This is a genomic window from Hirschia sp. (assembly GCF_058892565.1).
Genome location: NZ_JBZXVU010000024.1, coordinates 98780 through 125773, shown reverse-complemented (window position 1 = coordinate 125773; position 26994 = coordinate 98780). Strand labels below are relative to the sequence as shown.

General features: G+C 44.5%; 25 protein-coding genes and 4 pseudogenes. 14 read left to right on the top strand and 15 right to left on the bottom strand.

The annotated features are described in order from the left end of the window. Window positions 1–2 precede the first annotated feature (2 nt). Window positions 3–1580 (top strand): YfjI family protein, encoded by a 1578-nt coding sequence (locus tag AC5EF3_RS10270; protein ID WP_493547986.1) that lies wholly within the window; start codon window positions 3–5, stop codon window positions 1578–1580. A 219-nt stretch (window positions 1581–1799) separates the two neighbouring features. Beyond that, window positions 1800–1922 (top strand): annotated as a pseudogene (locus AC5EF3_RS10265) (IS6 family transposase); the annotation flags it as partial. A gap of 166 nt (window positions 1923–2088) precedes the next feature. On the opposite strand, the gene AC5EF3_RS10260 reads toward AC5EF3_RS10265, so the two are convergent. From AC5EF3_RS10260 to AC5EF3_RS10250, 3 genes are all read right to left on the bottom strand, one after another. Next, on the bottom strand, window positions 2089–2469 hold the full coding sequence (locus AC5EF3_RS10260) for a hypothetical protein (RefSeq protein WP_493547985.1): 381 nt from the start codon (window positions 2467–2469) through the stop codon (window positions 2089–2091). A 350-nt stretch (window positions 2470–2819) separates the two neighbouring features. Further along, complete coding sequence (locus AC5EF3_RS10255; protein ID WP_493547984.1) at window positions 2820–3464, bottom strand: HNH endonuclease; 645 nt, start codon at window positions 3462–3464, stop codon at window positions 2820–2822. After that, on the bottom strand, window positions 3457–4557 hold the full coding sequence (locus AC5EF3_RS10250; protein WP_493547983.1) for an AAA family ATPase: 1101 nt from the start codon (window positions 4555–4557) through the stop codon (window positions 3457–3459). Before AC5EF3_RS10250 ends, AC5EF3_RS10255 begins: the two co-directional genes overlap by 8 nt. A gap of 116 nt (window positions 4558–4673) precedes the next feature. Between AC5EF3_RS10250 and AC5EF3_RS10245 the strand changes: the two are divergent. After that, window positions 4674–5376, top strand: a pseudogene (locus AC5EF3_RS10245) (IS6 family transposase). A gap of 209 nt (window positions 5377–5585) precedes the next feature. Continuing rightward, a pseudogene (locus AC5EF3_RS10240) lies at window positions 5586–5702 on the top strand (IS6 family transposase); the annotation flags it as partial. Between the two features lie 185 nt (window positions 5703–5887). On the opposite strand, the gene AC5EF3_RS10235 reads toward AC5EF3_RS10240, so the two are convergent. Next, on the bottom strand, window positions 5888–6667 hold the full coding sequence (locus AC5EF3_RS10235; protein WP_493547982.1) for an SDR family oxidoreductase: 780 nt from the start codon (window positions 6665–6667) through the stop codon (window positions 5888–5890). Beyond that, a complete protein-coding gene (locus tag AC5EF3_RS10230; protein WP_493547981.1) occupies window positions 6664–6993 on the bottom strand; it encodes a nuclear transport factor 2 family protein in 330 nt (109 codons plus the stop codon). The genes AC5EF3_RS10235 and AC5EF3_RS10230 overlap by 4 nt, the downstream gene beginning before the upstream one ends. A gap of 98 nt (window positions 6994–7091) precedes the next feature. On the opposite strand from AC5EF3_RS10230, the gene AC5EF3_RS10225 reads away from it, so the two are divergent. Then, window positions 7092–8012 carry a LysR family transcriptional regulator gene (locus AC5EF3_RS10225; RefSeq protein ID WP_493547980.1) on the top strand — a complete coding sequence of 307 codons (921 nt, stop codon included), beginning with the start codon at window positions 7092–7094 and terminating at the stop codon, window positions 8010–8012. A gap of 10 nt (window positions 8013–8022) precedes the next feature. Here AC5EF3_RS10225 and AC5EF3_RS10220 read toward each other — a convergent pair whose 3' ends face one another. Further along, window positions 8023–8592, bottom strand: a complete 570-nt coding sequence (locus AC5EF3_RS10220) for an FMN-dependent NADH-azoreductase (RefSeq protein ID WP_493547979.1) — start codon at window positions 8590–8592, stop codon at window positions 8023–8025. Between AC5EF3_RS10220 and AC5EF3_RS10215 the strand changes: the two genes are divergently transcribed. Further along, window positions 8564–9070 (top strand): winged helix-turn-helix transcriptional regulator, encoded by a 507-nt coding sequence (locus AC5EF3_RS10215; RefSeq protein ID WP_493547978.1) that lies wholly within the window; start codon window positions 8564–8566, stop codon window positions 9068–9070. The genes AC5EF3_RS10220 and AC5EF3_RS10215 overlap by 29 nt on opposite strands. A 413-nt stretch (window positions 9071–9483) precedes the next feature. On the opposite strand, the gene AC5EF3_RS10210 is transcribed toward AC5EF3_RS10215, so the two are convergent. Further along, window positions 9484–9951 (bottom strand): MarR family winged helix-turn-helix transcriptional regulator, encoded by a 468-nt coding sequence (locus tag AC5EF3_RS10210; RefSeq protein WP_493547977.1) that lies wholly within the window; start codon window positions 9949–9951, stop codon window positions 9484–9486. A gap of 140 nt (window positions 9952–10091) precedes the next feature. Here AC5EF3_RS10210 and AC5EF3_RS10205 point away from each other — a divergent pair, with 140 nt between their 5' ends. From AC5EF3_RS10205 to AC5EF3_RS10175, 7 genes and pseudogenes are all read left to right on the top strand, one after another. Beyond that, window positions 10092–10883 carry an alpha/beta hydrolase gene (locus AC5EF3_RS10205; protein ID WP_493547976.1) on the top strand — a complete coding sequence of 264 codons (792 nt, stop codon included), beginning with the start codon at window positions 10092–10094 and terminating at the stop codon, window positions 10881–10883. Window positions 10884–11077: 194 nt separating this feature from the next. Beyond that, the gene (locus tag AC5EF3_RS10200) at window positions 11078–12016 is read left to right on the top strand and encodes a hypothetical protein (RefSeq protein ID WP_493547975.1); all 939 of its coding nucleotides are present in this window, start codon (window positions 11078–11080) and stop codon (window positions 12014–12016) included. Window positions 12017–12072: 56 nt separating this feature from the next. Beyond that, window positions 12073–13239 carry a benzoate/H(+) symporter BenE family transporter gene (locus tag AC5EF3_RS10195; RefSeq protein ID WP_493547974.1) on the top strand — a complete coding sequence of 389 codons (1167 nt, stop codon included), beginning with the start codon at window positions 12073–12075 and terminating at the stop codon, window positions 13237–13239. A 1075-nt stretch (window positions 13240–14314) separates the two neighbouring features. Beyond that, window positions 14315–14500 (top strand): annotated as a pseudogene (locus tag AC5EF3_RS10190) (IS6 family transposase); the annotation flags it as partial. A gap of 120 nt (window positions 14501–14620) precedes the next feature. Then, complete coding sequence (locus AC5EF3_RS10185) at window positions 14621–15256, top strand: hypothetical protein (protein ID WP_493547973.1); 636 nt, start codon at window positions 14621–14623, stop codon at window positions 15254–15256. After that, entirely contained in the window at window positions 15256–16011 is a 756-nt protein-coding gene (locus AC5EF3_RS10180; RefSeq protein WP_493547972.1) for a hypothetical protein, read from the top strand. The genes AC5EF3_RS10185 and AC5EF3_RS10180 overlap by 1 nt, the downstream gene beginning before the upstream one ends. Continuing rightward, window positions 16011–16265, top strand: coding sequence for a hypothetical protein (locus AC5EF3_RS10175; protein WP_493547971.1), 255 nt, complete (start codon window positions 16011–16013; stop codon window positions 16263–16265). The genes AC5EF3_RS10180 and AC5EF3_RS10175 overlap by 1 nt, the downstream gene beginning before the upstream one ends. A 28-nt stretch (window positions 16266–16293) precedes the next feature. Here AC5EF3_RS10175 and AC5EF3_RS10170 read toward each other — a convergent pair whose 3' ends face one another. The 5 genes from AC5EF3_RS10170 to AC5EF3_RS10150 form a co-directional block, all read right to left on the bottom strand. Beyond that, window positions 16294–17481: a tyrosine-type recombinase/integrase gene (locus AC5EF3_RS10170; protein WP_493547970.1), complete on the bottom strand. Its 1188-nt coding sequence runs from the start codon at window positions 17479–17481 to the stop codon at window positions 16294–16296. Between the two features lie 546 nt (window positions 17482–18027). Further along, window positions 18028–19650 carry a recombinase family protein gene (locus AC5EF3_RS10165; RefSeq protein WP_493547969.1) on the bottom strand — a complete coding sequence of 541 codons (1623 nt, stop codon included), beginning with the start codon at window positions 19648–19650 and terminating at the stop codon, window positions 18028–18030. Beyond that, a complete protein-coding gene (locus AC5EF3_RS10160; RefSeq protein WP_493547968.1) occupies window positions 19650–20060 on the bottom strand; it encodes a DUF2924 domain-containing protein in 411 nt (136 codons plus the stop codon). Before AC5EF3_RS10160 ends, AC5EF3_RS10165 begins: the two co-directional genes overlap by 1 nt. After that, window positions 20057–20284: a DUF3489 domain-containing protein gene (locus AC5EF3_RS10155; protein WP_493547967.1), complete on the bottom strand. Its 228-nt coding sequence runs from the start codon at window positions 20282–20284 to the stop codon at window positions 20057–20059. The genes AC5EF3_RS10160 and AC5EF3_RS10155 overlap by 4 nt, the downstream gene beginning before the upstream one ends. Before the next feature lie 142 nt (window positions 20285–20426). Then, window positions 20427–20612: a hypothetical protein gene (locus AC5EF3_RS10150; protein WP_493547966.1), complete on the bottom strand. Its 186-nt coding sequence runs from the start codon at window positions 20610–20612 to the stop codon at window positions 20427–20429. Between the two features lie 88 nt (window positions 20613–20700). On the opposite strand from AC5EF3_RS10150, the gene AC5EF3_RS10145 reads away from it, so the two are divergent. Continuing rightward, window positions 20701–20910 carry a hypothetical protein gene (locus tag AC5EF3_RS10145; protein WP_493547965.1) on the top strand — a complete coding sequence of 70 codons (210 nt, stop codon included), beginning with the start codon at window positions 20701–20703 and terminating at the stop codon, window positions 20908–20910. A 155-nt stretch (window positions 20911–21065) separates the two neighbouring features. On the opposite strand, the gene AC5EF3_RS10140 is transcribed toward AC5EF3_RS10145, so the two are convergent. From AC5EF3_RS10140 to AC5EF3_RS10130, 3 genes are all read right to left on the bottom strand, one after another. Then, the gene (locus tag AC5EF3_RS10140) at window positions 21066–22988 is read right to left on the bottom strand and encodes a UvrD-helicase domain-containing protein (RefSeq protein WP_493547964.1); all 1923 of its coding nucleotides are present in this window, start codon (window positions 22986–22988) and stop codon (window positions 21066–21068) included. A 9-nt stretch (window positions 22989–22997) separates the two neighbouring features. Next, window positions 22998–25160, bottom strand: a complete 2163-nt coding sequence (locus AC5EF3_RS10135) for an AAA family ATPase (protein ID WP_493547963.1) — start codon at window positions 25158–25160, stop codon at window positions 22998–23000. A gap of 247 nt (window positions 25161–25407) precedes the next feature. Beyond that, window positions 25408–26799 carry a hypothetical protein gene (locus tag AC5EF3_RS10130; protein ID WP_493547962.1) on the bottom strand — a complete coding sequence of 464 codons (1392 nt, stop codon included), beginning with the start codon at window positions 26797–26799 and terminating at the stop codon, window positions 25408–25410. Window positions 26800–26994: the final 195 nt, after the last annotated feature.

Genomic DNA, 26994 nt, shown 5'->3' with positions numbered 1-26994 from the left:
TTGTGAGCCAACCCCGTAAAATCCGCCCAGCTGACGAGATACTCAATCATGCCCTTTGCGATCAGGCAGGCGACAAAACGACAATTCAACAAACACAATGGAGCCATGGTGAATTCCCTCCCTCTCCGCTGATACGAAAGAAGCCACCCGCCGCCCCATTTCCAATAGATGCACTCGGACCACTGAGTGATGCGGCACGCGCCATTGAAGATGTAACGCAAGCGCCGGCTGCACTAGCTGCGCAATCAGTTTTAGGCGTTGCATCCCTTGCCGTTCAAGGATTTGCAGATGTGCAGCTTCATCATAGCGACTCTGCACGCGCACCCTTGAACCTATTTTTGCTAACTATTTGTGAAAGCGGTGAACGAAAATCGGGTTGCGACAAGCTTGCGATGGGTCCTGTTCGGTCCTTTGAAGCCAAGCTACAAAGCAATCGACAATCAGACATGCAAAGCTTTCAAAACCAGCAAGCTGTTTTCATGGAGCGGCGCAAACATATCCTAAAAAATTTGAAATCAACTGACGCTGCAGTGCAGGCAAAGCGAGATCTGGACACACTTGGCCCAGAGCCGGAACCGCCCTTATCTCCTTCTATCGTAGCATCTGATCCGACGATCGAAGGTGTGATCAAGAATCTGCATAGTATGCGACCATCTTTAGGTTTGTTTTCAGACGAAGCAGGTGCATTTATTGGCGGATATGCAATGAATAAGGACAATGCTCTTAAAACCGCCGCTAAGCTTTCTAAATTCTGGGATGGTGCAGCGATCGACCGATGGCGGGCCGAAGATGGAAGTTCTCTCTTTCTGGGCCGCCGCTTATGCTGTCACCTAATGGCGCAGGAAATTGCTTCTGCCAGCTTTCTTGCCGACCCAGTTATGAATGGTCAAGGCCTGCTGGCTAGGTTCCTCATTGTGCAACCCACCAGTACAATTGGTTACAGGTTACGAGACGGTTTCTGCGCATCTAGTGAAACAGCTTTGAGCCGCTTTCACTTGAGAATTAGCGATATTCTGCATGCTGACCTGCCCTTGACGGAGAATACGCGCAACCAGCTTGAGCCCCGCCTTCTAGAGTTATCAGATAACGCAAAAGATCGGTTAAAGGCATTTGCACAGGATGTAGAGAAAGCGCAACAACCCGATGGAACGTTGGAAGGATTAAGAGCTTTTGCAAGCAAAGCGGCGGAGCACACCGCACGACTGGCGGGCATTATGACGCTGTATGTGGATCTTAGATCAACTTCCGTTGAAGGCCCGACAATGGAGAACGCAATCACACTGGTCCGCTATTATATCAGCGAAGCAGAACGTCTGACCGGCGGCGCAGGTCTAACTAGAGATATTATCAATGCAGAAAAGTTGAGGCTTTGGCTCATCAACAAGTGGCCGCACGATCATGTCTCGGCAACAGACGCGCTACAGCGCGGCCCGCTCAAACGCGGATTTAGCGCAAGCGACATCCGCGCGCTATTGGAAGTACTTCAAGCGCATGACTGGATCGCAAAGGAAAACCGTGGCGCGATCATTGACGGCCAGAAGCGGCGCAAAGCCTGGTGGATAAGACGACCTTTAGACTAGAAGTGTGCTAATTCAGGGGGCACCGTCCTAGAGTTCCTAGTCTTCCTATTATTTGGGGCAAATGTAGGAGGAATAGGAACTCTAGGATGGATGCACCTTAGAAAACGAAATTGTGTCAGGATGTATTTTGCGCCCGCGTCAGAAATTATGGCATTGTCAAATTAAACGCTGAATCTTCAAATTAGCTGATTTTCTCCAGGTAGAGGTGATGAAAACTCCATCTTCCGCTATTTCCAAACCTCGCCTGAAATCATCAAACTTGCCGTAATAATGTATGTTCGATTTCCACTTTCATTGAGAAATGTGGAAGACATTCTTCATGAACGAGGCAGTCAGTTCTCTATCATTTCAACCTAGAGCGCCACCTATACTCAAGACCAAATTTCAAACGAAATCGCTACGTCGTTCTAAACGAATGGCGACAACTCTCTATTACCTAATTTGAATCAATTTCTACGCACTAGACACCAGTTAGCTTTTGTCTATCATTACCGTGGCATCAATGATGTCATTTAACCATCACCCATTGATATATCTTGATTACAGCCATTGAGCCGAAATAAAGAACCGATACAGTCGTTACACTCATGACGACATACTGAAGGAATGACACCACTCTATATCCGTCGCCGTCATCTAAAAAGATATAACCGATCACACCAACAGTAATGATAGCGATTACTATTAAACGCAATCTCTTCAATCGGAGATGAAGGAGTGGCAAGCTAGCCCGTCGCTCATCTCTTTTCGCTTTTGCGGCCAATCGCTTTTCACGTCTTTTATGGCGAAAATCTTTTGAAAAAATCCACGCCAGACCATATAAAAGCCCACCCCCAAGAATAACTTGGGTCAGTGAAGATATTAGTGTCACATACATTTCTTCAGACATGATCGATACCCCTAATCCAGCCTTGGCCCAAAGAGCAAGACTGCGGGATTCTCAGTCTCTCCGTCAAGCAAAGCTTACAGAAGTGTATATCCATCCAAACCTCATTTCACAGTCATTTCAATCTGGAGTGACGTCTCTAATAAAGACCTAAGTTCAATTGAAATCGAGACGTCCCCCTGAGTGAATGACGACAACTTTTCAACGGCTAAAGAAACATCCCTACCCGCCTATCTGAGACCGGTTAGCTTTTGTCTGACACCACTGAAAATTTTCCTAAATCGATTAGAAAAAGAGATCAAATCTAGTACCGATTAATAAGAATGAAAAGATCTTTAAAAATGCGCTTTCCATTAAGCACCCTCGATTGGAACCTGAAAAGACTCTGCAATAAATTCATTTATCTTTTCTCCACCTTGTGCAATATCAATTTCGTTCACACACAGTCGATCTAATCTAACAAAATCGTAGAGAAATTTTCCCTTTTCAGAGATAAGCTTGTAGGCCGTGACCTCACCATCACCAAGCTGAATTGAAATCCTAAGAATATGACTTTCATACAGATCAATATTTGGATGTGGAATTAAATATCTAACAGGGTTTCGAAAATCCGCTTCAATAGTTTCATGATCTACAATGTGATCCACTCTCTCCTTTTTGTAATCCATATTGCACCGTTTACACGCGACTGATAAATTGAAGATCTCGTAAGTTAAAGACTTAAACTTCCCTTTTGGGACAATATGCTCTCTATCTACTCCAATCTTTTCGTCGCGAAGTGACCGCCTACAATAACAGCACTTATTGGCAGCCCTTTTAAGGTGATATGCTTTTATTTTGTCTTTTACCGATTTCAATGCGGTCTTTGTCAGGTTATGGAAATCTTCATGTTTCCATGGAGAGTTTGACGTTTTCGCAAGCTCGATTGCGTCACGTTCATCAATAGTCAACACGATGTCTACAAACTTTTCAGCTTCTTCTTCTGTCAGTTCAGGCATCTAAACCAAACCTCGACAGTTTTTCTAAAACAACTTTAAGCAACTCTTGCTGCTTTCGATCATATGATTTGTTTTGAAAATCTTGAATTTTCGACCGCGCCTCTTCTTTAGATAACTTTTTATCTGTCAGACTCTGTAAAATACGGGAAAGTTCAATGCTTAGGAAGTGACTAACCGGGGTAATTGTATCAAATGCTTCCCAGAGAATTTCTTCAACACTATCGGGGCCATTATTGTCGTTGATATCCACTATCGACAAATCTCCACCATCAACTTTTATGACCTCCACATCTTTGCCATAATTAGCAAGCGCGCCAGAAACTAACACTGGTGAATGTGTAGCCAAAACAATTTTAACATCGCTGTACCCAAGAGCCATATGCAACATTTCAATATAGCGGCGTTGCCATTCCGGATGTAAACTGTTTTCAGGTTCATCAATGAATATTGTACTTATTTTCTTATGGTTTGTTCTTATAAAGAGATGCGTTGAGATTAATGTTTGCTCTCCAGAGCTTAGTTCTTTGAAATATTGCGAACCTCGTTCTTTGTGATAAAATAGAAGTTCATAACTCGACACAATGCCTATAGCCTTCAGCAATTTTATATATTTTAGAATGATGCCATTTCGTTCTCGGAGACTTCGACTGAATGAGTCAGATGAATAAGACAAATCTAGTCGAGACTTTCTTCCCTCATAACGAAGAACGTTTAGCGCTGAATTTATAGCCTCTATTTCGTACGGCGTGGCATCAATTTCACCAAGATTACCGTCTTCATGATTGCTTAATTGAATTTCGAGTTCGATTTTAGGATAAAAACCAATTGTCTGAAGAAGATTCGAGGCATCGAAGTTGTCTGACTCATCAGTATTGAAAAAAGATCTGAGGTTGGTGTTTACAACTTTTCCGATTCCCACGGGGTTTACTCTAAAAACCTTAAACCTCTCACGAGTTTGCGGAAATCTTACAAAGGGAGTGTTAGCAATCGCAATGGATCTGCGCTCTTGGGAAGTAACAGCCTTAGCTGAAATCACTAACTGCCTTGTTTTACCGCAGCCATTTGGTCCTACATAAAAAACAATTCTTTTCACTTTGGTCCAGTTTCATAATTCTAAAAAAGCAAGCTGACTGTGACTAACAATGTTTAGGGTATTGTCAGATTAAACACCCCACTTTCAACTTAGTGAGTAATCGTTAAGCTGCAAGCATGAAAATCTCCATCTTCCGGATACTTCAAAATTCGCCTAAGGTCATCAAACTTGCTGTCATGATGTATGCTCGGGTTGCCACTTTCATTAAGGGTGGAAGACCTAACCCACGAACGCGGGATCGATATCACACACGAAACAATCCGTTTCTGGTGGAACAGATTTGGCCCCTACTTCGCTTCGAAGATCAAGACAAAACGCTCAGCTCAAATGCGTAAGCTTACCCAATGGCAGTGGCACCTTGATGAAGTATTCGTCAAAATAAACGGTGAGCTTCACTATCTTTGGCGAGCCGTCGATCACGAAGGTGAAGTCCTTGAAGCCTATGTTACTAAGCGCCGTAACAAACGAGCAGCATTGAAGTTTTTACGTAAAGCTATGAAACGATATGGCCCTCCCCGACACATCGTGACCGACAAATTACGATCATATCGCGCTGCAATGAACGACATAGGAAACGCTAGTACACAACTCACGGGAAGATGGCTCAACAATAGATGCGAGAACTCCCATCAGCCATTTCGACGACGAGAAAAGATCATGAATAAGTTCAGACAAACAAAGAGTTTGCAGAAATTTGTAGCTATTCAATCTTCGGTCTACAACCACTTTAACTTGGAGAGACATCTATACTCAAGACAAAATTTTAAGAGAAATCGAGACGTCGCCCTGTATGAATGGCGGCAACTTTTCAATGATTAAAGAAACACCCTAATCCGCCTATTAGAGACCGGTTAGCTTTTGTTTGACACCACCAGAACCGGCACTACGTATTTTAAAAGAAGCCGGCATCAAATTAGATTAGCGTTGAATGAAGCATTATCAGAATAAACGCTTCGTTTTCAACTTATCTCGTTTTCGCAAGATTGAAATGATGAAAACTTCAATCTTGCGCTATTTCCAAACCTCCCCTGAAATCATCAATTCACAACCATTTCAATATAGAGCGACACCTATACTCAAGACCAAATTTCAAACGAAATCGTGACACCGCCCTGAACGAATGGCGGCAACCTTTCAACGGCTAAGGAAACATCCCTCCCCGCCTATCTGAGACCGGTTAGCTTTTTTCTGACACTACCAGCCAGAGATATCGCATTTCTATTTTGCTTCAACACTTATAGATTGAGTTGAACACCAAGTATCCAACTCAATCCAAATTACCTGTTTCCCGAGCAATGTTCAGCTTGTTTAATTAAAACATGACAATCCATCAGGACGTCGGGATTGTACCGCCATCAATCACATATTCCGTTCCAGTAATTGTTGAAGCTAGATCAGACGCAAGAAAAGCAATAAGATTTGCTATTTCTTCTGGCTTAGACGGTCGGCCAATTGGAATCCCTCCCAAAGAAGCCATGATCATTTTCTTACCTGTTTCAACGTCAACTCCATGTTCAAATGCAAGTCGCTGGGCTAGTTCAATGGAAGATTCTGTTTCAATCCACCCCGGAGACACTCGAATCACGCGCACCCCTCTCGGTGAGACTTGTTTGGACAAACTCTTACTATATGTGGACAATGCTGCCTTTGCGGCGGCATATGCCGTAGTCGCATCAGGAAGAGGTAATTCTCTTTGAATTGAAGTTACATGGATTACGACGCCAGAACCACGCGCTTCCATTGAAGGCACAAACTCACGATCAAGCCGAACAGCTGGCAGCAAGTTCAGATCAAGCTCTTTTTGCCATTCTGCATCATTTAGTGCTGCATACCCCCCTGCCGGAGCAGATGATCCACCCAACATGTGAACAATTATATCAACAGCGTCGAACCTTTCACGGACATCGACCGCAAGACCTGCACAACCTTCAGCCTTCGTAAGATCAGCTGAAACGAATTGATGTTCGGGCATGTCTGCAGGTTTATTGCGGGCCGTTGTGATGACTTCAGCGCCAAGCCTTTCAAATAAATCGACTGTCGCTTTGCCAGCGCCGCGTGTTCCAGAAGTTATGAGTGCGCGCTTACCAGTCAAGTTCAAAAACTGTGTCATACTATGATCTCCAGCTCTGAAATTTTGTCGCCTTCAAGCATGAAAAAGTAGCGCAGATCGACCGGACTTCCAGGGAAGTTCCCGACGAGATGAGCAGAAACAATAATCCTTCCATTTTCTTCAGTTAGGTCAAACGGCTCAACAGTATAGGTGTATGTTGTTGAAGCATTTTTCATCCACCGGCTAATGGCATCACGACCAGTATATGTATTCCCCTCATCTTTGACAGTCGCATTTGGCGTAAAGCATTCTGAAAGCGATTTGGCCTCAGCTATTTTGTCCGCAGCAAAGTAAGCCGCGATAATTTTTGGCAATTCAAAAGTCATTTGTCCTTCTCCATAGTTTACCTTCTGTGGAATTTATTGTCTTGTTGCCATACGTAAATACGGATAAAATAGGACCAAGCATCCGGATTTTCAGGACAATGAAAAATTATAACCTCTCAGATTTTAATGCAGTGCTTGCAATTGGACGAAAAGGATCTTTTCGTGCCGCCGCGCTGGAAGTTGGCATGTCGACGAGCTCGCTGAGCAGTGCCATCGCCAAACTAGAAGCGCAGTTGGGAGTGCGATTGTTTAACCGCACAACGCGTAGTGTTTCACTCACTGATGCCGGGCGCCGATTTATAGATCAGGTCTCGCCGGCACTCACAGATATATATGACGCACTTGATACAGTACGCTCGCAACAAACCACGCCTTCAGGAACTTTACGTATCAATACTTTTGCCACAGCCGGACGCGAAATTCTGTCACCATTAATTCTGGAATGTTTGCGCCGCTTTCCTGAAATCAAAATCGATGTCGTCACAGAAGGAAACATTGTAGACGTCGTTGGTGAAGGGTTTGATTTCGGTATCAGAACCGAAACGCTCGTACCTTCTGATATGATTGCAATTCCATTGAGCGCACCACGCCGCTATGCTGTGGTTGCAACACCTGAATATTTTAAGAAAAATCGCCCGCCATCAATCCCATCAGACCTTCTTGCACACACCTGCATTAGAACCAGATTACCCAATGGTGCGATTTTCAGATGGCGATTTGAAGTCGAGGGACAGATGATTCACGTTGATGTTGATGGCCCAATCACACTGGATGAAGCAAGTCTGGCGCGTATCGCAGTTTTAGAGTCCGTGGGAGTCGGCTTCTTCATGGAGTCTGATGTGGTTCAGGATATCCAAGAAGGCCGACTCCTACGCGTCCTCAATGAGTGGACGCTCCCCCTTTCACCGCTATGCCTATACTACCCAAGCCGTCACAACCCGCCGGCCGCTTTCAAAGTGTTTGTAGATCTCGCGCGAGAACTTGCGCGCGCAAAACGTACAGACCGTACAGGCAATTAGCGGTTGTTATTTAGTGCGAAACGCGGGGCAATTGGCCAATTTTCTTGAGAGCAATACTTTCAGCTTGCTTACGGTGATCAGGACTGATTGCCGATCCTTCTGCAATGATAAATTCCGGCTTTGATATGCCAATAAATGCCAGCATGGCCCTCAAATGAGTTTCTGCATGCTCCATCGAGACTCCCGCGCCGTCCGAATAAAACCCACCACGGGACAAAGCGACAACAACGCGTTTATCGCCTGCAAGTCCTACCACGCCGCTGTCTCCATATCGAAATGTTTTCCCAGCGACCAGAATATGATCGAACCAGCTCTTTAGCTGCGTTGAAACCCCAAAATTATACATCGGAGCCCCCATTACGATAACGTCAGAAGATAAAAACTGATCAAGCGTTTCGGAAGCATCCGGCGTCTGGAAACCTTCCAAAGTAAGATGTGGCAATGGGTCATTTACGAGATCGCGATACATGTACTGAATTGTATTTTGACCTGCGCGTAAATGCTTGATCACTGCAATCGAGAGTGCTCGACTGACAGAATTTTCGCCTTGAATGGAAGAATCGAGATGTAGAATTTTCATGGGAGCCTATTCCTATTTGAGAAGTTCCCATCTATTTATAGAGCTCGACTCTTCACGCCAAGAACGCAATTTATTGAGACCTAGTCACTTCAAAATGACCTCCAACACTCAACATAACTCGGAGCGGTGCCTCCAAATAGCGAGCCATCTTGCCTGGATTGGAGACCGCTGGACCCTTCCTGTTGTGGTGACACTCAATTCTGGAATGCTCCGTTTCAACCAACTAAGACGCGCAGTTCATGGGATATCACAGCAGATGTTGACAAAAACTCTGCGCAAACTGGAAAGAGATGGAATGATCACAAGGACCGTCATTCCGACTGTGCCGCCACAAGTCGAATACGCTTTGACGGATCTTGGCAGATCCCTTGCTGTCCAAGGACAAGACCTTGGTCGCTGGGTCGCCAAACATGAAGCCCTGATCCAAGAAAGTAGAGCTGAGTTTGACTCAGTGTCGGATCCACGTGCCCAAACCTGACGGTTAATCAGTCACAATCCAGGAAGAAATAACACGTACATTGTCATCAAGATCGATCAATAGCCACTGATGATCTATTAAAATTAGTCCATTTCTGGCCCGGGAACATATACTATTTCCGCATCTTGCCATTTATCGGTGGACGTTGGTCCTCCCGACAACCGAAAGACCATTAATTTTTAAGGCCAGATAAACGATCCTCCTTGATCAGAATTTTTTCCATGTACACATGCTGCTGCGATCTTAAATCCGCAATTTCCCAAGTATCAGAGTCAAACTGATTAACGGAGCCGCAACACAACAATAATGTTGCCGATAAAACAACGCACCACGTTTGCAACGAATGACCAAACATTTCGAACCCAGAGTTAATGTGCTGCTCATTTCACTTTAAAAACTCAATTTCATTCACATTAAATGGGCGCGCGCCACCCCTCAACATGGGTATACAACGTATCCCGAAGTTTGCGAATTTCCGAATTCAGTTGAGCCAACTCAGTTGCACTTTGTTCTGATGCCCCAAGAAGCGCCAAACCAAGACAACTCGCCTTACTTTTTAAAGATTTTCCTTTTGAAGTTAAGGTCAATATCACTTGTCGTTCACTTTGTGGGTTTCGCATTCTCAATACTAACCCAGCCGCTTCAAGGCGTTTTAACATTGGCGTCAAAGTGCTCGATTCCAATGCCAATGCATCTGCGATTGCACCGACAGTTTGACCTTCTTCACGCCACAAAACATTTAAAACGAGATACTGCGGATAGGTTAATCCCAGTTCATCCAATAAGGGTTTGTATATACGTTGAATAGCTATGCCCGCTGAATAGATAGAATAGCATAGCTGCCCTTCCAGTGGTGTCAGATCCATTTGATTTTCATCCATTTTAGTCTCCATTTTTTGTAAAGTAGATTATTTATCACAAAAATCAATATCGCGATAAATATTTGATTGACACCCCTCCGATCCTGTTATACTTCAATAGTTATTGCGATAATTGTTATCGATATATTTTGGAGACACCTATGAAACTCTCGATCAGTTCACTACTCGCAGCAACCGCTACCCTGATAGGCATTTTTGCTGCTCCGATATCAAATGCTCAGGAGGCAATCTCGCAAAACCAGAACGTCAAAAATGTCGTGCTGGTTCACGGAGCCTTTGCCGATGGTACTGGATGGCGCGGTGTATATGACCGCCTGACACAACGTGGTTACAGTGTAACGATTGTTCAAAATCCACTTACTTCTTTAGAAGATGATGTGGCTGCAACAAGTCGCGCCCTAGCAAACCAAGATGGACCAACTATCCTGGTTGGTCACTCCTGGGGTGGAACTGTCATTACCGAAGCTGGTGATGTCCCTGTTGTGGCCGGCCTGGTTTATGTCTCCGCACTCTCTCCCGATATTGGAGAAACAACGGCTCAACAATATGAAGGTTTTCCGCCTGCGACTGAATTTGTCCTAGATACACGAGAAGACGGATTTGCTTTTGTTGCTCGGGACAAGTTTAAGGCTGGATTTGCGCATGACGTCTCGGATGATCAAGCAAAATTCATGGCTGACTCCCAAGTACCAATCAATCTATCTGCATTTGGGACAAAATTGACTCATGCCTCTTGGAGGTCCAAGCCTAGCTGGGCAGTCATCGCGACCGAAGACAAAGCTTTTGATCAATCCATGCTATTACACATGGCAAACCGTATAAATGCCAAAATCGTCAAGGCTCCGGCGAGCCACGCAGTATTTATGACCCAGCCTGACATTGTGGCTGATACAATTGATCAGGCTGCTAAGTCTGCGTCCAATTCCAATTAACATTCTGATTAAAAAAGAAAAAACTGGAGCGGAGAGCCTCTCGATTATCTGCTCCGGTTTTGATCAACTCTTACAAAGTGGGTTTTGATATTGCTGTTACGAGCAATTGACTTAACTCAGATATGCAGCCAATGCGTGCTTCTGCAACTTGCGCCTTTCATTTCATTCATAAGCTTCTCTTTGGTTCAAAAACTATGACTTTATACAAAAACTCAATTCCATTATCTGCTGCATTTGCATTTTTATGGGTTATGGCATCGAGCTGTTTTTCTGCAGCTGCTGCGCCGGTTTTAGATACAAAAACGGACCTGACTGAGGTCTTGGAAGAGCGTATTGCTCAGCCCCACGAGGAAACAATAGCTGCATATATCAGCACCGGAGCCACCGGCACAAAATCACACAATTTGACCGAAGCTGAATGGGATATGGTAAAGCAGTCTATCGCAGATCTTCCGTTACTTCATCAACAAGTTCTAAAACAGTACTTATCACGTTTAAGCTTCATTGATGCGCCTGAAAGTGCTGGAACCGCACTCACACGCTCATTTAAAGACACGGATGGAACGCTTAAATTCGATATCACAATCCGGGCAGATATTATGAAAATATCACTCGGCGACTTTCTGACTTTAAAAGAACAAAGACTGTTCACCGAAGATGAATCCGGTCAGTCAGTCATAGTATCAACAGGTGATATGAATGCTTTGACCTACCTCCTTCTTCATGAGGCGACACACGTCATCGATAGGAGCCGCGGTATAACTTTAGATGGCGGTCCATTTCGCTCTCTTTGGGCTGATTATAGAACGCTAAAAGATCCCTACCCGTCACAGCCAATCGGTAATTCACCCTACCGTCGGGGACCTAAATTAGCAAATGCACAAAGCATAAGCCTCTATCAGGCACTTAAAAACTCTCCATTTGTGAGCTTATATTCTTCTGCTTCAGCGGGCGAAGATTTCGCTGAACTCGTGACTTGGCGCGTTCTGTCTACACAGTACAACATGCCACTTAGCTTCCAAGTCGTAGACCGGCATGGAAAACCCGTAATCACTGTCGAACCGCTTCAATCTACACAGGTGCTGAACCGCTTCCAAGCAGTTGACGCAATATTGAATGTGCAACCCAATTAAGCGCTCACAAACATTCGGCGCATCTTTTTAACTCCACATCAGAGCTGGCATTTCCCATGCGCAAAATAGTTCCACCATTACAATCATGGTCCTCTGCAATTATCGCTGCCCTGGTAGGGTTTGGTGGAACAATTGCTCTGGTTGTGCACGCTCTTCAAGGCATGGGAGCCAGTGTCGAACAAACGGGCTCGGGTGTCACAGCCTTGTGTCTTGGAATTGGTTTGTCTGGAGCGCTTTTATCTCTAAAATTTAAAATGCCTGTTGTGCTGGCTTGGTCCACACCAGGTGCGGCATTGCTTGCAGCGGCCCCAGCAGGCCTCACTTGGCCTGTCACAATAGGCATTTTCATATTTGCCGCAGTCCTGATGATTATCGTGGGGGTCACGCCAGTATTGGGAAGATTGATTGTTCAAATTCCATCTTCTGTTGCATCCGCAATGCTTGCAGGCGTGCTTTTACCTTTTTGTCTTGAACTTTTTCGCCTTGGATCAGTAGATCCCCTACTGATTGCAAGTTTGGTTATTATCTTTCTTGCAGCCCGCCAACGTGCCCCCATTTATGCACTCATACTGGTACTTATATCCGCAATCGGATTTACGACAATGCGTCAAGATATGGGGCCAATTGCAACGGGGCGGATCTTTGGATCCCTCCTACCTGTTATGCCAATACCTGACCTCGTTTCCATCGTTAGTCTCGGCATTCCCTTGTTTCTGGTCACACTGGTTTCTCAAAACCTTCCCGGACTCGTCGTTTTACGGTCGGCAGATTACGCCCCGCCTGCTGGACCAATAATCGCCATAACCGGTTTAACGAGCCTCACTTTTGCACCTATTGGGGCGCATGGCATTAATCTGGCCGCGATTACAGCCACCTTATGTACAGGCAGTGACGCACACCCAGAGCACTCCAAAAGATGGCAAGTCGGCGTCATTTATGGGTTTATATATTTGCTTCTTGCGGCTTTTGCGCCTGCCCTTGTGCGCCTTTTCCTGGCGTTGCCCAGCACGGTTATCATGTCCGTGACAGGGATAGCTTTGATTCCACCTCTCATTGGTTCTGTCGAAAAAATGATGTCCGAAAAAAAAGATTATGATGCTGCCATCGTAACGTTTTTAGCGACCGGATCAGGCGTCGTTTTTCTAGGCTTAGGGTCCGCCTTTTGGGGACTCATCGCAGGAATGATGGCAATCGCACTGAAATCTTTTTTGAGAAAACGCTGAAAGTCATATTTTTATTTGAAAGCGCTTTGAGAACGCAAGACAATTCCATGCAGAAATCCCGTTTACTCGGCACCAAAGCGTCCGCATTTATTTTTTCAATTCACAGATCATTTACAGAGGCAAACCCGCCTCTTTAACTGTTAACAGATTAAACCTCATTCGTTGAAGGAATTGATTAATTCGAGTTGGTTTGCTTCCTCAAAAGTGGTTCGTAAATTGAGTTAGTTCTGGCTTCATATAAGGAAGCTAGGCATCGTCAGATTAAATCGCTCATTTTCAAACTTGGCCCGTTTGGTCTCGTTGGAACCATGAAAACATCTGTCTTCTGATACGTCTTAATTTTTGAGTGCCATTCTAATCAAACGAGAACATCATACGGAACCGCACAGCCGCCCTTAACAGTCATTCTTGGCGAATGGCACCAATCTTGTGCGAATTCAAAGACTGCCCTGCCCCTAGTCTATCAGAGACCAGTTCGCTTGTGTCTGACACCACCTGCTTCATTCAGTCGTGCCGTTGCTAACCAGCTCAATCATTGCCACGCGCTGGTCGACTGAATGGCCCGGAATGTAGCGGCGCAGGAGCTTGTCGCCCTCCTAGTAACCTCTAACCGATGGCGACAACTTTTGGTAAGCTAAAATAACATTAAACTGCGACCAGTCAGGGTCGTCTACGGTTTCAGGTTTTGCGAATACCTTATATTCTACCCAAAGCCAAATATTAAAACGATACCCAAGTCAATAAAAACTGAATTTTATCCACGGTCTAGAAAAATTAACAACGAAAAAAATGCAAATAATATTCCTGCCAAAGCTCCAAACATATCCTTACGCCAAATGAAAAACGAAATAATTACAAAATTCCAAACTAACCACAATGCTAATGTAGTTAAGCTAGGAGGTATTCCGGTACTCTCACTTATTAGCATTATACTAAATGTCGGCAGGCAAATCACGACCGCACGGACAAAATCTCCGAAAGTTGGCGTAAGCATTGATCCTCTCCTTGATCTTTACGACATTGTCAGATTAAATGCCTTATTTTCATCTTAACGAGCAATTGCTAAGTTGAAACCATGAAAACCTCCATCTTCCGATACTTCAAAACCTCTCCCGAAATCATCAAACTCGCCGTGATGATGTATGTTCGGTTTCCGCTTTCATTTAGAAATGTGGGAGACCTGCTTCGCGAGCGCGGCATTGATATCACGCTCGAAACAATCCGTTCTTGGCGGAATAGATTTGGTCCCTACTTCGCATCATAGATCCGTAGAATACACGCCGATCTCCAACCCCTGAACGTCCCCGAACGCCAGTGGAATGACACTTGATTTAATCCTCATTTTGCCAACTGATTTGGGCAAAAGCGGGAGATTTCAAACATGGGCGGTTTCGGATCTGGCGGTCACAATCTACGCAAGAGATATCTGGAGCAGTTCCGGAGTTTGAATGCAGCCTATTTTCAAAAACACAGCATTTTGACTGATGGCTGGCGCGGCATGATCCATTGGAAAAACGATAGCGAAGACAAGCCCTGCATATCGGTTGAAGGTGGACGAAACCAAGTGACGCTCGTCTATCGCGCAAGGCAAGACAACGCCGCAGACTGGAAAAATGTTCGAGACACGTTTTCCATCGTCTGGTCACCGCGACACTTAGGCGGCGCGCAGGCTTACTTTGCCTGCCTACGATGCAATGCAAGGGCGAAGCTGCTCTATCTCGCCAACTTACATTTTCGCTGTCGCAAATGTCACAACCTTGTCCACGCTTCCAGCCAGGAACAGCCCGGCAATCGAGCCACCCGAAAAAATCAAAAGCTGCGTGCGAAGCTAGGCGCTCCGCAAGGGCTCGGTGATTATGTTCCACGACCTAAGGGCATGCACGAGACTACTTTCCAACATTACTTAGAACGTATTGAAGACGCCGAATGCGAAATCAATGATGACATGATCCGCATTCTACAACGTATTCAGAAAACAAGCGTTCGGCTCAACATGAATCAAAAGGATTTCTGGTAATGACTGCCCCTATCAAAAAGAACATCCCTTCGAGCCATTTTACCAACGCGATTCTGCCTTGGGAAGATGAAACAGAGTTCTTAGAATTGCTGGACAACTGGCGCACAATCTACATGCCGCAAGGCCCCGCCGAAGATAGCCTCATTGACCAACTTGTCTGGATTGAATGGAGACGAAGAAGGCTCATTTCCGGTGAGCGCGCCTTACACATTAATCAGCTTCACAATTGCACAGGAACGGGTGAAACATACTCATCATGCGATCTCCTCACCCGCCGCGCGCTCGTTTGCCAATCAGAACGCAAGCGAACGTTTAACTCACGCACTGCGATATCAACCACTGAAAGAGACGACAAAGAACTGGATATTTTTATAAAAGAAAACCTCTCCCGTTTGAAGGAGGCGCTGCTCATTCTAAAAGACGCAAACAAGAACGCTTACACCAACGCATTAGGTTTTTTAGAGGAAGGAAGCCTTGAATGGTGGGAAGAAGAGATCCAAGAGAATGATAATGGTTTTCAAGCCAACTCAGAAGGTTTAACAAAATTCATTGAAAAAAAACTCCTGCCCTGGCTCAAAAATCTGGAACACGAAACAGAAGAACGCCCAATTGTTCGAATGCAGGCCTATGGGGAAAGTCTAGACCCTCATCGTATGAGCACATTAATGGCGCTGGACGAACGTCTAGGACGCCAGTTTGAAAAGGCTATGAGCATGCTGATTCGATTACAGGAACTCAGAGAAAAGCCGTCCTGATGCTTATGATTACTACGGACGATTGCCCACTTGCCCATTGCACGCCAGACGGTCAGCTGGTTGTGCTTCTCACCTCGAGACATCCAATAACAGGTAAATCGGTTGAGTCAGCTGTCATAAAACTATCCGCGCATCAGGCATTGTGTTTGAGTCATTCTTTGATGGAAATGGCCGAGCAAGTGATAAAGGTTGAATCGAGCCAATCTGGAACCAAAGCGGATATCATCAACCTGAAATCTCAGTTTAAACCCTGAACCCAATCATGGTTCTAATGCATTTGACTTAGCCACACACATACGATGCCCATGCCTCCATTAAAGCGCGGCGGCGTTCTATGGCCTGCCCCCGCCTATAAGCTGCTTCGACTTTGCCAAGACTATGAGCTAGGCTTTCTTCTATGAGTTCACGCGGAAAGTCTGTTTCATTCCTCGCCCAATCGGAAAAGGTAGATCGGAAGCCATGTGCGGTGACAGCTTCCCCCTGTGAATTTGTCAGCTTCATATCTCTTAAAGCCTTGGTCATGGTCATGTCAGAAATCGGCTTTCCTGCGCGCATACCCATAAAGATTAGTTCGCCTTGTCTGGCTTTTGAAATATGATCAATGATTTCAAGAGCCGCTTGGCTGAGTGGCACAATATGCGGTTTTTCAGCCTTCATGCGTTCAGCGGGTATTGACCAAATGCCAGCCTCTATATCGATCTCGTTCCAAGTGGCACCTCTAACTTCTCCTGACCTTGCGGCCGTTAGAATGGTAAACTGAAGTGCGAGTGCGCCCATTCCGTTTTTTTGCCGAAGAGTTTGCCAAAAAGCATGCAAATGGTCGTATTCCAACGCCGCCAAATGCTTTTGCTTTGGCCGCTTACGTCCAAGCACATGCTTTAGCTGACCATTCCAAGATGCAGGATTTGGATCCTCGCGCATGCCGCGCACTCGAGCACTTTCCAGCACTGCTTCAATCCGCCCTCGGACGCGGCGCGCTGTTTCATTCTTTGTTGCCCAGATCGGTTCCAAACATTGTAGTACGTTATCGACTTTAATCTCGTTTAACGGCATAGCCCAGATAGGCTCGGCATAGGTTTCCAATGTTGATCGCCATTGCGCAATATGTTTTGCATTTCGGAAGTCGCCTTTAATCGCGTCTATATGACGAAGCGCAAACGGGCCGAAAGTCTCAATTTTAACCTCTGGCGCATTGAGAACCATCCATTCTTTTTTGGGATCTTTGCGTGGCGTTTGGTTGAGCCAGTCCCGACACATCGCGGCCTGTTTCCGTGCATCGGACAATGAAACTGCTGGATACCCACCCAGCCCTATGGAAGGGCGCTTATCGCCCCACCGGTATATAAACAACCAGTTGCGCGCTCCGGTTTGCTTTACGTTCAAATACAAACCGCCGCCGTCTGAATGGCGGCCGGTTTTCGCGCGTTTGCATTTAAGGTCACTTAGCTTATTGGAAGTCAGGTCAGGCATGGGTTTGATTGCGTCTCAGGGTAAACCATAGGGTCAGCCAAAGAGTATGCCATAAACCATGGATTTGAGCGACTGATAATGAACACGCACGCACAAAAATACTTTAAGTACCTGTATTTTATATATAATAATGGGCCCACACGAAAACACGTAAACACTGGTTATACGGACTGTCTCACCGCCATTCAGTCTGTCTCATTCTGACAGCGCCGTTCTCTCTCAATTTATTGCCGATGTTTCCGTAGCTTAGCCCCCTCATTTTGCGTAGAGACTAGTCGCCTTAAAGATTCCGCCCTGTCTATATCCCAAAATCTCTAGAGCCCATTTTCATGTGGCCGGTTTGCCCATTTTCCCTGTTATTTTACAATTAACAGGGAAATATCGTCTTTTCAGCCTGTATTAAGGTAATATTGGTAAATTATGGAATTTAAAAATGTTTAATTTCAGTGCTTTGATTACCAATTCCCTGATAAAATTAAAACAGGGAATGAAATACACAAGAACAGGGAACAATATGGTTTTGAGTAGGGATATTAATTGAAGCTATCAGGGAGTTATAAATCCCAGTAATTTTTCTTGCTTCTTCCAATCCAATGGAAGCCTTTGAGTAATCAATGCCCGCAATGTTAGCTCAACAGGTTGGCTTCCAGATAATATAGACTCGGTAATTCTAGGGGATAGAAAAGCAAGCGCTATTCGTTTGCGAATGGACGAATCCGTGACGCCCAATTCACGACCTATTTCAGCCAGAGACCGTCCTTCCTTAACCTGCCTCAACCACTCATGCGCTTGAGCAATCGCTTTCACCAAACTGAGATCAGGCTCCCTCACCTCGACACCCGAGACGAGTTTCATCTCATTTCCGCGGCGCTTTAATTGAAAAGGACATTCGAACCTTAAAACAGCCATATCCAATTCATTTACTGAAACACCCAGCATCGAAGCTAAGAGACTGGCATCAAGATCAAAACAAAGGTTTTGTCCTTTAATTTGAGTTCTGTTTATCAAAGACAAAACACAAGTTTTAGCATCTCCTATTTCGGTGACACGCGCTCTCACTTTAGCAAGTATTTGAACATCCGGCGTTTGAAGCAGGAGATGTACATTCTCAGATAATTGATCAATCACTGCTTGGTGAATTAATGCCTCAAGTTGAACAGCTGGAAGCCGCATTGAACTTGCTTCACCTCCACTCTTCGACACATAATAACGGATACGCTTGCCATTCTTCTGAGTATGACTTGGCGTGAGACGGTTACCAATTTCGTCAAACAGTTTTCCCACTAAAAGGGATGGCTGACATCCAGTTTTGCTGTTGCGTGGTTTGTTAGACGCCTTTTGTAAATCAAGCTGCACTTGATCCCACACATCTTGCGTAATGATTGCGCCATGCTGGCCTTCATAGATTTGATCTTTGTGCCGTATATGTCCGGTATAAATTGGGTTTGTCAGTAGGAAGTGAATCTGACCACGAGACATTAGACTGCCCCCTGTTTTGTTCGCTCGCAATTTAGATCTCAACCCTAGCCGATCTGCCGCTTCTTTGACTTTTCTCAAACACTTGTACTCGCCATAAAGCTCAAACAGTTTTCTAACTGTAGCTGCTTCATCTGAATTAATGACAAGCTTACGGATGACGCCCTCTTTTACAGCATCATATCCAAGCGGTGTGAGACCACCCATCCACATACCCTTCTTCTTGGATGCAGCAATCTTATCGCGGATACGTTCGCCTGTGACCTCACGTTCAAACTGAGCAAATGATAAGAGTACATTCAGGGTTAACCGCCCCATAGAACTCGACGTATTAAATGCCTGCGTCACAGATACAAAAGAGCAGTTAGCTTTATCGAAGCGTTCAACCAGTCGTACAAAGTCAGCAAGAGAGCGCGTTAGTCGATCAATTTTGTAAACAATGATCATATCGACTTTCCCAGCATCCACATCATCAAGCAGACGCTGCATACTTGGACGCTCTAAAGTTCCGCCCGATATACCGCCATCATCATAGCGCTGACTGCATGCCTTCCAGCCTTCATGCTTTTGGCTTGCAACATAGGAAAGACAAGCCTCATATTGAGCATCAAGTGAGTTAAACTCCTGATCCAGCCCCTCCTCTGAGGATTTCCGCGTATAGATGGCGCAACGTATGATTTTACGTTTGCTCATCAGTTAGCTTTGCGATTGGTCAACCCAAAGAAACGCGGCCCAGACCAATGCGCGCCCGTAATCTCTTTGGCGACAGCGGACAACGATTTATATGATTTAGCTTTATAAAGAATGCCCTCATCAGAGACATCAACGACATGGCTGACACCATTCCATTCACGCACCAATCTAGTGCCCGATTTAATCTCTATATTGGGCTTGGACGATTTATCGCCTTTTGCAAACGTCAGTAATCGATTCAATGTGCGTTTCTTCAGACCGCCTTCTTGCTTCACCTGAACTTCAAAACCGATAATACGCGCCATCATAGGTCGGCTCATGCCTGATGGTGGATCATCGCCAAACAGCGCTTTCCAATGCTTAAATAATTCGGCGCGTGAGCTTTGTTCTAAAATACCCAAATCTATCATTTGGACACCTCAACAATACGGTAACGTCCCGCTCCAACCTTTGTTTCAGCAGAAATACGTTCTATTTTGTGATCCGCTTGACGCAGCCGCGTAAGCGCAGCACGTGTTGTATGTGTTTGCCATCCAAGGGCTTCAGAAAGTTCGACAATCGTCTTACCTCGCTTGGCTTTTAGCAAGCTAATCAATCGATCCGACTTTGTTGTTTTGGAAATAGATTCTCTCATCAGAAACACCGCTCATCATATCAAGCACAAATGCGTGCCCACTGACTTAAGTCTCGCAGATGTATTCATCCATCTGGAGAGTATGGGGTGTGTCAATTCTTATCTTAGCAATGCTTGCTATGCATAAAAAGTCCAGTTCTAATTAGCTCGAACAGGCCTCACGAGCAAAAGCAATCGCTTGCTTTGTAAAGCTAAAGAGAAGCTCCGCACATTCCTCTATTTCATCTCTTGAGTTTGCGGACTGCCCTTCGATTGAAGCTTCATGCGCATCTTCTAAGAATGCACTCGCCTTCGCCATCAATTCCCTAGCTTTATCAATATCTTCCATACCTACACTAACGCTCGAAGTGAGATAGAAGTCGAGATGTTGCTAGGGAGTTTTATGCTGTCTTGATCTAGTATCTAATCGGCTGCAATTGGTCCGTGGTTGCCCTTTTTACCTACTTGATGATGACGGTAACGGGGTTGAAGAAATAGTAATCGATGAAGTCATCTATATCACTGATTGTGCGGAGTTTCAGCCCTTAGGTGCTGATGTGAATATCCGTAAGAAAAATAAACACTATGAAGCTGCTTTAGAAAAAATGCGGAGCAAATTGAAAAGCGGATCAGATATCCAAGAATAGCTTTTCCGAGGTGATGAGAGCATTCAAGGCTGTTGCCCCGTTTCCCTAGTTCGCCGAATTTGAGGACTGGATAATCCTTAGCAGCTCAGAGATCAGAGTTTCGCTTAAAATCGATCAACCTTAGATTCAATCAGCTCCTAAATTAATTTATTGGTCTAAACCACAATAACTTCCTCTTCTTTTGCAAATTTCCTCTCAATGAGGTTAGACTTAACTTTATCAATGTCTGAAGTATAAATAACATGCGCTAGGCTAGTCCTAGCCCTAGTCGATGTTACATAAAACAACCGCCTCGTTCTATCTGCACTGATTTCTTCACCGGAATCCCGTTTTTTCTGGCTCGCCTTGGAAGGCACTTTTGCACCCAAATAATGCTCGTAAGAGAACAAAAACCCACCTGCTTCATCATCATCCATGACGACCATAACACGCTCGAATTCGTTACCCTTAACGCCTTGATGTGTCCGAAATGTTGAGTTTTGATCTATATAATCTCTGTAATTTTGAATTTGAGAAAATTCAGTTTCCAAAGCGTTGGCCCACGCAGTGATTTCACTGTCATCATCGTCTTCCTCTTCGTACAAAAATTTTGCATTAACACCTGTTAGTTCTAAATCTGCTTCTTTGCCTCTAGGAACCGGTACAAAAGCCTGCAATTTTGTTGGAAGACGAAGTAAATTGTGGTTGGCAAGGACTTCTAAAACGCTTCGAAAGCTCACCGTATCGTTCGAAACTACTCCTTTAAAGGCATGCTCTGCCTCCCGGGCAAGTTCAAGTGGATCATTCTTGTTGGCATCGAAGACGCCGGCTTCCAAAAGCGGCGATTTGTTTTCCCGCAATATCGACATCAACTCAGCTCGCCTTCCGCTTAAACTCGCTTCTGCTAACGGAAACACAACGTTAGAAAAGAAGTTAAGTTCAGGGTTGTCACCCTCAGATATTTGCCCTTTGATTTTTTCGGATTCAGATAGTTGATCCCAAAGTTCATCGAATCCCAGACGGCGTCCCGCCATTTTGTGTTCCAAAAGCAAAATCGCAGTTTCTTTGGAATTAGAATCCGTCCACGCTTGGTCACCTGTAATTTGCGCCATGCGCTTGCGGATGTCGTCCTCAACTGCATCTTTGTCTGAAACGCCGTGTGATAGCAAAAAATATCGAACGTATCCTTCTACAGCCCCCTCCCGAGCATACTGAATGCGCCCATCATCTTCGCTCCGAATTTGGTTACCCAACCCTACAATACGTCGCGCCGAACGATGGTTCATTTCCTTGTCGAAAGGTGCCCAACCCCTTGGCTTACTTTTTCCAAGTTCAGGGTCTCCTCCACCAAAAATACGTTGCATCGTATCTCCAAAAAGACCTATAAGAACTCTATCCGATTTAGCTTTTTGAAGATCAAAAAAAACAGTAATTACATCTTTGTTGGTATCCTGACTCTCATCAATAAAGATAAAAGGGAACTTGTTCACGATGACCTCAGCCATCATTGGCTTTGAGGTTAAGAAGTGTGAAAAAATTTTGAGTACATCCGCATGGGAGAGAGCATTCCACGAAGAGTTTACCCCGTTTGGATCGTAAACGAAGGTACGCCTTTCTGCCAACCACTCTAGTTTCTCCCTTAGTCGAATGATTGTTCTTCTTCGTGCATCAGAAGCCTTGGTTCCTGAACGTCCACGACGTTCCAAATCTTCAATTACTGCGAGATCCGCGGGTACCTTTTCGAGGTACCATTTACGAATATCTTCATTGAACCCGTCTATGGCTGCCCAGCAAAAACTATGAATAGTAGATACCGCAAAGATTGGACTTTGTTCGATCCGATCTCTGATTTCGTCAGCGGCATTGTTTGTAAAGGTAACGACTGCAATCTGTCTACCTTGCCTAGCGAACTGGTCTGAATGTTCAGTTTTCAGAAAATCTAGCGCCTTCTTAAGAGAGTAAGTTTTTCCTGATCCCGCGCCAGCAAAAGTAATGAAACTTCTGCCCGATCCAACACGGAGGCATTCTCTGATTGCATCATCAACTTTGTTATCATGATCGATAGACTTAGTTTCGGCCAAAAATGAATCTTGTGACATAATGATATCCTATTTCTCTGGTGAAAGCTGTTCTTCCAACCACTTGAGGCCGTCACTCATATATTCAGGTGGATTGAACGTTTTCTCCTTCTCATCTGAGAGGTACGAAAGGCAATCAAAGGCGAAATTGCCTTTTTTTAATCCCTTCACATATTCAAAAAGAGACTGTGATAGAGGCTTACTCCCGTCCTCAAAAGCGATTTTGGCAGCTCTAATTTTTTCCTTTTTCTCAAAGAACTTGTCGTCAAAGTTTGCCAAGATCAGGGCATCCTCAAAGGTGCGAGACAAAACCTCTTTTCCAGAAACACTCACTGGCTTCTGATATGCAACAAAGAGCGGTGCGTCCTGGCTCATCGTTGAGTGTTCCTCTTTTGGTAAGGCAACCAAATCATCCAACAGTTCTTTCTTAGGATGCCAAAGTCTCAAAGTATCATTGTTGCTCTTCTGATCTGAATCTAACTCTGGGAAACAAGAATTGTTGTTGCTATCAACAGAGTCCAAATCCGTTAATACCAGAGTGGCAACACCAAGTTTTTCGACCAAATCTCTATATTTGTGTGAGTGAGCGCCGCTCACCTCAAGCATAGAGATATACCGACTTGATAACCCAGAAAAATAACTACCGATAAACTCAGGAACCAGAAGGCGCTCTGCCTGCCCTTCGACAAGAATGACTCCATCGGCAAAGAAAATGTCGCAGTGTGTGAGCTTCAAATGCTTTCTCACAAACTGAAGTTCTTCTTTCGGGTTCCCAAAGAGTTCAGACATGTTCGCAATTGAGGTATAATCCATTGCAACTTCTTTATTCGCGTTATTTCTTCGGAAATATCGCAGATCTTTGAAATCAATATCATCAATAATGTGGCTAGAGTGGGTGCTGATCACCAGTTGTGTTTGATACTCTGGTTTGTCAGCACCTGTGCTGCCATCACGCAAATCGGGGTGGTTTCGGAGTGTTTCGTAAGCCTTTGAAACAAACACCCTCTGAACTTGCGCATGCAGGTTGACTTCTGGCTCTTCGACCAGAACTAAATGGATCGGCTCAATCTGCTCTTCTACGTTTTCCATTGTAGACGCTGCTTTTCCAACTCGCATCCACCTGTCCCGAAACTCTAATAGTCTAAACGTCAAATAAATCAGGTTCTGATAACCAAGCCCAAGGTAACTTTCTGGGAGGAATTCGTCGCCATCCTTGTCAAACTTGTATTGAACGGACGAGGCTTTTTGCAAAGCATCTGTTCCGCTTATTTTGGCCGCAATTTCTACAGTTGGGTTTCCACCAATACCGGGATATCCCATTTTTCTAAGCTCTTCGAAGGGGTCTTTGAATTGCTCGTTTAGCCGGTCGGTGAAACCCTTTTCCAGTTCCTGTTGCTGCCCCAAGACCGCAAGGTCTTCGCCTTCAGGAAAGTCTTCTGGGTTCAAGATACGATCATAATAGTCGCGAAGTAGTTTGTTGAGCCTTTGCTTTTCCGAATATGGGCCTTGTTGTTCAGCGCTATCTTCAGCGCCTAGGCCACGTTGTTCAGAAATAACATCTACTCTAACTAACTTTTTCAACGCCTCTGATTTGAGAGGCTGCAAGATATCAGTCCCTGAAGGTCCTGCTCCTTTGCTCAGAATGTGATGTTTCTGCCTTATGTGGTTGCTGAAATTTCGACCTTTTTCTAGAAAATCATATAGATTTTTGGGCCATAGACTTACCTTACCCTTATGTTCGGAAACTACATGCCTTGCATCGACAAATTCGCGAAGGAGCTTCTCTATTTCCTGCGGCTCGTAGGTTATGCGAACCGACAGGAGTCCACCGCACCACTCTAAGTCAGGAAGGATATCACGAACCTTATACGCTTCACTCGCATCTGCTGTGATGTCTACGTCCAGCCTCGGCAGTAAACTGACGAGTCTATCAGTTAGCTCGTCCATTTCCTCGCTCTTGGGAAAGTACTTTTCGACTTCCTCGCCAATTGATTGTATTTCTTTCCAGTTTCGTTTCGAAATGTCACGAACTCTGAGGTTTTCTGGGCTTTTTAGGAATGTATGAAGCGCTCCAATGCATGACGTCTTGCCGCTATTATTTGCACCAACAAGTACAGTTTGCTTATCATCCAGCACTAAATTTACATCGGAAAGTCGGCGATAATTTTTTATACAAAAAGCGACAATTTTCATAAACACACCTGACAAACAAATTCTAAAATTCTAACCCTTTAGCTCCTAATAGTACATTTTCTATTAAAAGTAGAACCGATAAAGGGCGGGAACTGAAAAGTCTATTCTCGCGCGTGTATCATCACTCTTTCATTATTCGGTGCTTCTTCAAATTAATGGCAAGAATCTATCGGGCTAGATCAATGAAAGCCGTCCTATTCATCTGTCAGGAAATGGCCCTAAACGGACGGTTTGAAGAAGATATAGTTCACTTCTTAATCACATTTAGACGGTCATTAACGCACGCATGTTCATCAATCATCAACACCAATTCTGTTTGTTGTTGTTGAAGAAAATACACAAATTTGTAGCCACGACCTTCTTGAAGAATTGCACGGAGGTCAGTGCTGGTACAAAAATCATTGATAATTTTTCGCTCGACGTTCTGTCTGACACCTTCATTCGTCGCTAATTTGCTATCTACTATATATTCGTACTTAGTGAAGGGACTGCTGTAGGACATCCTTTCAAATACTGTTGCTGAATCTAATTGCATTGGTAAACTTTTATTGGCATCCACAGCAACAGCTAGTAAACTCACATCAAGTAATCGGCTCTCGGCTTCGAGAGAAAGTGAGCTATCGGGATCACTAAGTGCATTGGAACGATAAACTCTTGTGATAGTTTCTATCGGCGCTGTTAAACCTGCCTGATAATAATCAATAAACGCTTGGCAATCGCTTTTTGTATAGTCATTTGAAAGTGCGTTGCTTGCAACCTCTTCCCAAGCAAAGAATGATTGAGGACTCTGTGCAGCTAGTATCTGAAGTGATCTTATGTGGTCATTTTCGACCTCGGTATGGCCTGCAACTCCAGAACTTTCTTGTCCTACACTAAGCAATGTATCCGATAGCACGTTTGATATATCAAGCAGGGTCTCTTCTCGAAGGTATTGAGAAATATCAGGAATTGGATTCCCCAACGCTAAATGTACACAACGATTGGGAGAGGAGGCTTTTAAATCTTCTAACTGTTGTGGAATTAATTTTGCGTATTTATAGACAGAAGCATCGCCAGCATTGCGTAGAAATGACATTCGGTGGCGTTCGAAGAACCTAGTAAACACATTGTCTAAACCTTTATAGCCTCCTAACGGTGTTTCTGACGCCTTCAATTCCTCCATTAATTCAGCATAGATAGCTGGCATAGTTTCCTTTAATGCTAGAAGTCCAGTCAACTTGGGGTCCGTTTTTGCTGCCTTTTCAATGTCAAAATCAGCATATTCTTTCCGAACATTATTATTCCAAGTCCCTAGCAACATGATCGCAATAAGAACTATCAGAACTAAAAAGGTGACAATTGGTGATGTTTTACGATTTGAATTTTCTAGAAATTTACCGATCAATCCATAAATGATACCAGCTATCCCAAAGGGAATTGCAAACAAATATGCGGCCCCTTTCCAATCGGGACTTCCACCATCTGCACCGCCATACGAATAGAGAATGGTGCATAGTGTGCCACCAACGATGAAAACGACTGCCTGAACATATCTACGCTTCTGTTTTTTAAAAATTGAACTAGAAATACCCAGAAGTATTAGAGCCCATAAAAACGCGCCTCCAGACAACCCCAAAATATACGGCGAAAAAATACCCATATTACCCCCCATAAACTCTGCAGAACGATTCTATACCAATTTCTATAAGTTGTTAATCTTGGGATTGAACGCGAGCAATTGAATACAAAGACTCGCATTCCATCTTGTGTTTGGTAAGCTTTCTTGAAGACAGGTATAACTGTCCGCTTTTGGCGAAAACCTGCCCGAAACAAAGCCCGATGACGAATTGCTATC